Source organism: Mesorhizobium sp. M2C.T.Ca.TU.002.02.1.1 (assembly GCF_003997225.1).
Genome location: NZ_RZTO01000006.1, coordinates 20,999 through 28,501 on the forward strand (window position 1 = coordinate 20,999; position 7,503 = coordinate 28,501).

General features: G+C 65.3%; 7 protein-coding genes. 4 read left to right on the top strand and 3 right to left on the bottom strand.

Features of this window, described 5'->3' with window-relative positions:
• Nucleotides 1-81: 81 nt before the first annotated feature.
• Complete coding sequence (locus EOD07_RS00865) at nucleotides 82-1,173, bottom strand: helix-turn-helix transcriptional regulator (RefSeq protein ID WP_127233556.1); 1,092 nt, start codon at nucleotides 1,171-1,173, stop codon at nucleotides 82-84.
• Between the two features lie 234 nt (nucleotides 1,174-1,407).
• Here EOD07_RS00865 and EOD07_RS00870 point away from each other — a divergent pair, with 234 nt between their 5' ends.
• The 3 genes from EOD07_RS00870 (at nucleotide 1,408) to EOD07_RS00880 (ending at nucleotide 3,395) form a co-directional block, all read left to right on the top strand.
• A complete protein-coding gene (locus EOD07_RS00870) occupies nucleotides 1,408-1,848 on the top strand; it encodes a hypothetical protein (RefSeq protein ID WP_127233557.1) in 441 nt (146 codons plus the stop codon).
• Between the two features lie 219 nt (nucleotides 1,849-2,067).
• Nucleotides 2,068-2,550 carry a hypothetical protein gene (locus tag EOD07_RS00875; RefSeq protein WP_245469733.1) on the top strand — a complete coding sequence of 161 codons (483 nt, stop codon included), beginning with the start codon at nucleotides 2,068-2,070 and terminating at the stop codon, nucleotides 2,548-2,550.
• Between the two features lie 101 nt (nucleotides 2,551-2,651).
• Complete coding sequence (locus EOD07_RS00880) at nucleotides 2,652-3,395, top strand: pseudouridine synthase (RefSeq protein WP_245469734.1); 744 nt, start codon at nucleotides 2,652-2,654, stop codon at nucleotides 3,393-3,395.
• 265 nt (nucleotides 3,396-3,660) lie between these two features.
• On the opposite strand, the gene EOD07_RS00885 is transcribed toward EOD07_RS00880, so the two are convergent.
• Both EOD07_RS00885 and EOD07_RS00890 read right to left on the bottom strand, forming a co-directional pair.
• On the bottom strand, nucleotides 3,661-4,242 hold the full coding sequence (locus EOD07_RS00885; RefSeq protein WP_127233559.1) for a histidine phosphatase family protein: 582 nt from the start codon (nucleotides 4,240-4,242) through the stop codon (nucleotides 3,661-3,663).
• 225 nt (nucleotides 4,243-4,467) lie between these two features.
• A complete protein-coding gene (locus tag EOD07_RS00890; RefSeq protein ID WP_127233560.1) occupies nucleotides 4,468-5,802 on the bottom strand; it encodes a dicarboxylate/amino acid:cation symporter in 1,335 nt (444 codons plus the stop codon).
• A gap of 237 nt (nucleotides 5,803-6,039) precedes the next feature.
• Between EOD07_RS00890 and EOD07_RS00895 the strand changes: the two genes are divergently transcribed.
• On the top strand, nucleotides 6,040-7,503 hold a 1,464-nt coding region (locus tag EOD07_RS00895; RefSeq protein ID WP_206519406.1), incomplete at its 3' end, for a histidine kinase dimerization/phospho-acceptor domain-containing protein.

Genomic DNA, 7,503 nt, shown 5'->3' on the forward strand with positions numbered 1-7,503 from the left:
ACCGAACCTTGCGCCTTTTATGGCAGACGGCCGCCGAATTCAACGTACCTGTCTCGGACCGTCGCGACGCAGCCCTCCCTGCTATTGCGGCGGCAGTGAGGCCAGCGGCTGCAGTGTCTTCAACATGGCGACCAACTGGCTCTGCTGGTGGGTACCGGTTTTCTGGAAGACGCGCTCGAGATAGGTGCGGGCGGATTTGACGGTGACACCGCCCCGTGCGGCCGTTTCCGCCAGAGTGAGGCCGGCGGCAAGATCGGCCGCCAGCCGCGCCTCCGCCGGCGTCAGATCGAACAAGGCGTTGAGCAGGCTCGCCGAAGGCACAAGCGCGCTCGGCTTGACGGGCGTCGCCATCACCAGGATGTCGGCATTGCCGAATATGTCGTGCGCGGAGCGCCGCAGCGGCAACAGATGGACGACGAAAGGCGCCTCGCCGCCGATGCCCGGCACAGGGATGGATCCGACCGCATTGTCCGCCCGGTTCATGCCGGTCACGGCCAGCTGGAACAGCCGGTTGGCGTCGCGGTCGGCTATTGCCAGTCCGCCATAGGCGACAGGCAGGAAGGCCGTGTCGAGCCTGTCCAGATGCGGGTTGGTCGCCATGACGCGACCGTTGGCCGACAGCACAGCGGCCGGCAATCCAAGCAGGTCGAGGGCCGAAGTGGCGGCCGCCGCCCTCTCGACCCGCAGCCGGCCGGCGACAAGGCTGGCGCGGGCCAGATGCGGCCGCAATGCGTCAAGCCCGTCGACCTCCGGTTGCGCGAAGCCGCCGTCCCTGATCCATTTCTGGAAGACGAAGGTCGCCAGCTCTCCTGTCGGCATCGGGATCGCCGTGCACAGATGCGCGCCGATGCCGAATTCCCTCAGCATGATGCGGGCCGGATCGCGCTTGATCTCATCGGGGCTCAAAAAGTCGTCGACGCGCACGAAACTCGCAGGCTGCAAGCCGCACATCTTCTGCACGCTGTCGCAGAACTTCCAGAAATCGCCCTTGATGAATTCGTCGAACAGCGGCCGCAGATTGTCGAGCGTGGTTCCGCGCGGCGGGCCGTCGTCGCTGAAGAAGAAGACCTGAGCGCTGGCCGCGTTCGACAGGCCGCTCGCCTTCTGGAGCACCGCGTTCCATCGCTCCGGGACGAAGGCCGCCTCGTATATGGTTTCAATCAGGTCGATCATGGCCGCCATTGAGAACGGTGCGGAGACAACGCTGCAGACCGGGCAGGCCCGGAAGACCACCAGTATCCAACAACGGAAATGCGATCTCAAGCCAACGCTGATATGCGAGCGTGATCAGCGGTCGAACCCTTCCGCGCGAAATGAGATTGCGCGCATGTCCCGGATCGGGGATTCGGTTTTCTTGGTGATCCCCCTTCCTTGGGGCAAACTGCCAGCGGGCTGTCAGGAGGAGAAATGAGAGCACGCGCGGCGACGGTCGGAGACCTGGAAAGTGTTTTCCGAGACCTGTCCAAGCGAATGTCGGACGAGTATGTGGCGGCCGGCAAGGACAGCAAAAGCGCCTATGACAATCTGATGATGAACCTGAAGGAAGGCCGGGCGCATGCGCTCGTCGAAGGCGACAGGACCGTCGCGATCATCGCCTGGCACGAGCATGCGGACGCCGCCGATACGCTGTTTGCAGCGCAGGAGGATTTCTTCAACGCCGCGACGGTCCGCTTCTGCAAGCGGCACATCCGGCACGTCCAGGCGCTTGCCGGCAATCTGCCCGTACATTCGCGCAGCTGGCTGGACAGGCCAGACGTCGCGAAATGGTTCCGCGTGATCGGCTATGTCGACCGAGGGCGGGAGAACGGCGCCACCCTGTTCGAGCTGCCGCCGGCCGCCAATGGCTGACAAAGCGAGGCCGCCCCGAAAGCGCGTCGCGATCTTTCAGATTCTCTCCATACGCTTAGGTTTTTGATTTTACGCATGTCTTCATCCCGAAACCGGTTCCCACTTTCGGGAGACATGCCTTAAAACGGGCGCTTGCGCGAAAATCCGATTGGAAAGATTGTATGCGCGGGCAGCCGGGCAAGCCGGCGTGCCGGACCGGGGTGGCTGCTGGAAATCGGGATGCTGCGCGTATGCTTGGCCTTTGTCGCCATCGCCGCCTTGACCAGGCCGTCGGCGGCGGAGCCGCGCGTGTCCCATCTTTTCGACCGTCCCGACCTCGCGGCGGCCTATTCCGGCCAATCCGATCTCGTCACCGCGTATACGACCGGCATGGCGCGCTACCGGCTTCAATATTCGGGCCAAGCGGCCCAGACCGGTCTGGCCGCGCCGCTCGAGCCTCGGCTGCTGCGGCCTGAATTCCAGCAACGGACATGGCGCTCGGCGGACGGCAGCCTGCTGCAGGGCTTTGCCGGCAAGGGCGGCTTCCGGCTGACCACAGGCAACTGCGTGGCTCGTATCTGCGTGGCCAGCGAGTGCAGCGAAGCCGGCTGGCCGCTCTATGCCTGCAGCGACGGGCGCAAGCGCAAGATGTCGGTCAAGAGCTTCGTGACGGCAACATTCGACGGCGTCTCCTACCGGCGGCTGAGCGCGCCGCGGGAGTGACATTGGACGACCACGACCGCAGCGGATAAGAGGTCGCAGCAAAGCCAACTTGTGCCGACATGGCGGCGCAAGTCGCCTGGCATTCGTTCGAGAGCAGCATCTTGGCACGCCAACCCGACAGACGATCTGCCGCCACCAAGGTCAGCCTCGCCCGAGCGCTTTCCAAACTGGGGTTCTGCTCGCGCACGCAAGCCGAGCGTCTTGTCGCCGAGGGGCGCGTGCAGGTCGGCGGCAAAACCGCGCGCGATGCCTTGCTGCGCATCGATCCCGACCGAGACCGCATCACCGTCGATGGCGAGCGCGTGGTCGCGGAGCGCAAGGTCTATCTGATGCTCAACAAGCCGCGCGGGCTGGTCACGACCCGTGACGACCCCGAGGGCCGCGGCACGGTCTATGACTGCCTGGACGGGCTCGACCTGCCGTTCGTGTCGCCAGTCGGCCGGCTCGACAAGGCGAGCGAAGGGCTGCTTTTGCTCAGCAACGACACGCGCTGGGCGAACGGTTTGCTCGACCCCGCCTCGCATGTCGCCAAGACCTATCACGTGCAGATCGCCGCTGCGCCCGACGAGGGAATGCTCGAGCGCTTTCGTCAGGGCGCCGTTGTCGACGGCGAGTTGCTCACGGCAAGCTCGATCGCACTGTTGCGCAGCGGCGGGCGGACGGCCTGGCTGGAGATCGTGCTCGACGAAGGGCGCAACCGGCAGATCCGCCGGCTGCTCGGCACTTTCGATATCGAAGTGCTCAGGCTGGTCAGGGTGGCGATCGGGCGACTGCAGCTCGGCGATCTCGCGAAAGGCAAGGCGCGGCATTTGACGAGCGAGGAGCTGGCGATACTTGCCGCCTAATGGCTGCGCCCCCGAACTTCGTCATCCACGGGCGGAGCGGGAGCGAAGCGGACGCGCAGACCCGAGGATCCATTCCGTGACCTGGCGCAGGGGGTAAAGGCGGTGGAAGACAGAGGTCGCTCTGCACAGCAGCAACGCGTATAGGTAACGGCATGGATTCTATGGTCTGCGCCGCGTCGCTTCGCTCCTTGCTCCGCCATAGAATGACGAGGCTGAGGGGTTTCGCCTAATCTCCAGAGACGCCTGGGCTGCTATCGAGCTGCGGCTACTTCTGGTTCCACCGCCGGATCACCGGCTCGGTCAGATCGTGCTCATAGCCGAGGATGCTGAGGCTCGCGGTATCGAGCACGAAATGCGCGCCGCCTGCCGGCGGCAGGCCGACCCAGCGCGCCGCGAAGACACGCAGGAAATGCGAGCTGGAGAAGATGAGCACATTGCCGGCAACCGCGCGAAGCCCGGCGATGACGGCATCGGCGCGGGCGCCGACATCGGCCGCCGTCTCGCCATCCGGACACCCGTCGCGAAACAACTGCCAGCCGGGACGCCCGGCAAGGATCTCCTTGGTCGTCACGCCTTCATAGGCGCCATAATCCCATTCCTGCAGGTCCGGTTTCTTGACCGCGCGCTCGCCGAAGCCGGCGAGACGGCAGGTGTCGAAGGCGCGCTGCGAGGGGCTCGACCAGACCGCCTGGAACGTCAGCCCCTTGAGACGGTCGGCGACGCCGCGCGCGGCCTCCTCACCTTTGGCGGTCAGCGGAATGTCAGTGCGGCCGGTGTGCCTGCCCGAGAGGCTCCATTCGGTCTCGCCATGACGGACAAGATAGATCTCGGGATATGCGCTGCTCATCGACCGCCCTCTCGGCTGAATGTTTGGCCGGTGGAGAGCCGGCCGCGCCACCCTATGCGGCGGTCGGCAAAAAGAACAGGCCGCGGCTAGTGCGTTTCACCGTTTCACGGAAACGGTGAAACGCACTATCTCCTTGTTTTTATGCAATTCCGGACGGAAAACCGCTCACACTTTTCCTGGAATTGCTGCAAGCCGCGGCCCGCACATGCTTGGGAGATGCCTTGGTCAGGCAGGCTGCAGGCCGCCCGACAGGGCCAGGTCGGCCTCCTCCGGCAATTGCCCGGCCATGGCGGCGGCGAATTGCTTCTGGTCAAGCTCGCCTTCCCAGCGCGCCACGACGATGGTCGCGACCGCGTTGCCGACGAAGTTGGTGAGCGCGCGGCATTCCGACATGAAGCGGTCGACGCCGAGGATCAGCGCCATGCCGGCGACCGGCACCGAGGGCACGACCGAGAGCGTGGCAGCCAAGGTGATGAAGCCGGCGCCGGTGATGCCTGCAGCGCCCTTGGAGCTCAGCATGGCGACGAGCAAAAGCAGGATCTGGTCGCCGAAGCTGAGCGGCGTGTCGGTCGCCTGGGCGATGAAGAGCGCTGCCAGCGTCATGTAGATGTTGGTGCCGTCGAGGTTGAAGGAATAGCCTGTCGGGATGACCAGGCCGACGACCGAGCGCTTGCAGCCGGCGCGCTCCATCTTGGCCATCAGGCCGGGAAGTGCCGCTTCCGACGACGAGGTGCCGAGCACCAGGAGCAGCTCTTCCTTGATGTAGCGGATCAGCGCCAGGATGGAGAAGCCGTTGTACCATGCGACGGCGCCAAGAACGACGAGCACGAAGAGCAGCGACGTCAGATAGAAGGTGCCGATCAACATGGCGAGGTTGGCGATCGCGCCGATGCCGTATTTGCCGACAGTGAAGGCCATGGCGCCGAAAGCGCCGATGGGAGCCGCCTTCATCAGGATGGCGACGAGGCGGAAGACCGGCGCGGTCAACGCCTGCAGGAAATCGACCACGGGGCGGCCACGCTCGCCGACCAACGCCAGCGCTATGCCGAACAGCACCGAGAAGAACAGCACCTGCAGGATGTCGCCTTCAGCAAACGCGCCGGTGATGGTGTCGGGGATGATGTTCATCAGGAAGCCGACGATCGAAGTGTCGTGCGCCTTCTCGGTGAAGGTTGCCACTTTCGAGGGGTCGAGGGTCGCGGGATTGATGTGCATGCCGGCGCCGGGTTGGATGACGTTGGACACGACGAGGCCGACGACGAGCGCCAATGTCGAGAAGACGAGGAAATAGATCATCGCCTTGCCGGCGACGCGGCCGACCTTGTGCAGATCGGAAACGCCGGCGATGCCGGTCGCCACTGTGAGGAAGATCACCGGCGCGATGACCATCTTGACCAGCTTGATGAAGGCATCGCCAAGCGGCTTCAGCGAGGCGCCCAGATCGGGATAGAAATGGCCAAGCAGGATGCCGGCGGCGATCGCCGCCAGGACCTGCACATAGAGATGCCGGTAAAAGGGGATTTTGCCGCGTGGTTCGGCGGCAGCGATTGCTGTCTGCATGATGTCCTCCGTTCGGCCCCCGATCGAGACGCTCGACCTCCCTGGGGGCTGTTGACCTCCACAGCCTCGCGGCTGCTGCGGATGCATTTGCAATGCGCATGCCAGATGACGCCCAAAGCCTCCGGATATTGATCTTGTTGGCTTTTTTCGAACCAATGACGGCATCCTCGAGAGCGTTCGTGCGATTATCCGCATAGGTCGAATTGCGCCTTGTGCGAAAACATGCACAGATGCGGCATGCTGCAACGCCCTGCCGCTGCCCTTGCCCCGACGCCCGAACTGCTTGCCGGGCGGGCGCGGCGCGCCTGGCTGCTGTTTACGGCGGCGGCGCTGGCGATCATCGCGGCAGCGCTTTACGGCGCAGGTCTCTATGGCCGCTCGACCGAGATCGAGGCTTTAGCCACGCAAGGACGCACCGACGCCAACCTCAAGGTCGCGCTGCTGCGCGCGGTGCTGGAAAACCCGCGCGCGCTGCCGCTCCTCCTGTCGGAGGACCAGCAGGTGCATGACGCGCTGAGCGAGCGCAGCCCTGCGTCGATCGATGTCTTGAACCGCAAGCTGGAAGGGCTGGTGTCGGGAACCAAGGCCTCGGTGCTCTATGTCACCGGCACGGACGGCCTGGCGATCGCGTCCAGCAACTGGCGCGAGCCGGTGAGCTTCGTCGGCAACGACTATGGTTTCCGCGCCTATTTCTCGGGCGCGATGGAAACCGGCACGGCCGAGTATTTCGCGCTCGGCAATGTCAGCAAGCGCCCGGGCCTTTACATCTCGCGCCGCGTCGACGGCGCTTCGGGGCCGCTCGGCGTCGTCGTGGTCAAGATGGAGTTCGACCAGCTCGAGTCCGACTGGCGCGAGGCGAACCGGCCGGCCTATGTCAGCGATGCGCATGGCGTGGTGCTGATCACGAGCGTGCCCTCCTGGCGGTTCCTGACGACGGAGCCGCTCGGCCGGCCGGTGCTTGCCGATATCCGCGCCAATCAGCAATTCGGCGATGCGCCGCTGGTGCCCTTGCCGATCACGAAACCGCAACCGCTGAGCTCCGGCGTCGCGCTTGTCCATGCGATCACGCCAGGGGGCAGCGACGCCGAGTATCTGCGGCTGTCGACCGCGGTGCCGTCGACGCCCTGGCGGCTCGACTATCTCGTTCCGGCCGAAGCGCCGGTCGCGGCGGCGCAGCGCGAAATGCGGCTCTTGGCGCTCGGTGTCCTCGTGCCGCTCATCGCCTTTGCCGCCTATCTGTTGTGGCGCCGGCAATCCGGGCAGATGCGGATCGCCGCCGAACAGGCAGCACGCGCCGAGCTGGAACGCCGCGTCGTCGAGCGCACGCAGGACCTGAGCCTGGCGCGCGACAGGCTGCAGGCCGAGATCATCGACCATCGCAGCACCGAGGCAAAGCTGCAGGTGATGCAGCAGGAGCTGGTGCAGGCCAACCGGCTTGCCACCCTTGGCCAGGTCGCCGCCGGCGTAGCGCATGAAATCAACCAGCCGGTGGCGACGATCCGCGCCTATGCCGACAACGCGCGCGTCTTCCTCGAGCGCAAGCAGAGCGCCTCGGCCGCAGAGAACCTTGACGCCATCGCCGCGCTGACCGAGCGCATCGGCACGATCACCGAGGAGCTGAAAGCCTTCGCCCGCAAGGGCCGCACCGCGGCCGAGCCCATTGAATTGCGCGGCGTGATCGAAGGCGCCGTGGTGCTGCTC

Bases quoted from the DNA above. Each gene is read 5' to 3' on its own strand.
- EOD07_RS00865 (WP_127233556.1), bottom strand. From the start codon at position 1,173: ATGATCGACCTGATTGAAACCATATACGAGGCGGCCTTCGTCCCGGAG.
- EOD07_RS00870 (WP_127233557.1), top strand. From the start codon at position 1,408: ATGAGAGCACGCGCGGCGACGGTCGGAGACCTGGAAAGTGTTTTCCGA.
- EOD07_RS00875 (WP_245469733.1), top strand. From the start codon at position 2,068: ATGCTGCGCGTATGCTTGGCCTTTGTCGCCATCGCCGCCTTGACCAGG.
- EOD07_RS00885 (WP_127233559.1), bottom strand. From the start codon at position 4,242: ATGAGCAGCGCATATCCCGAGATCTATCTTGTCCGTCATGGCGAGACC.
- EOD07_RS00890 (WP_127233560.1), bottom strand. From the start codon at position 5,802: ATGCAGACAGCAATCGCTGCCGCCGAACCACGCGGCAAAATCCCCTTT.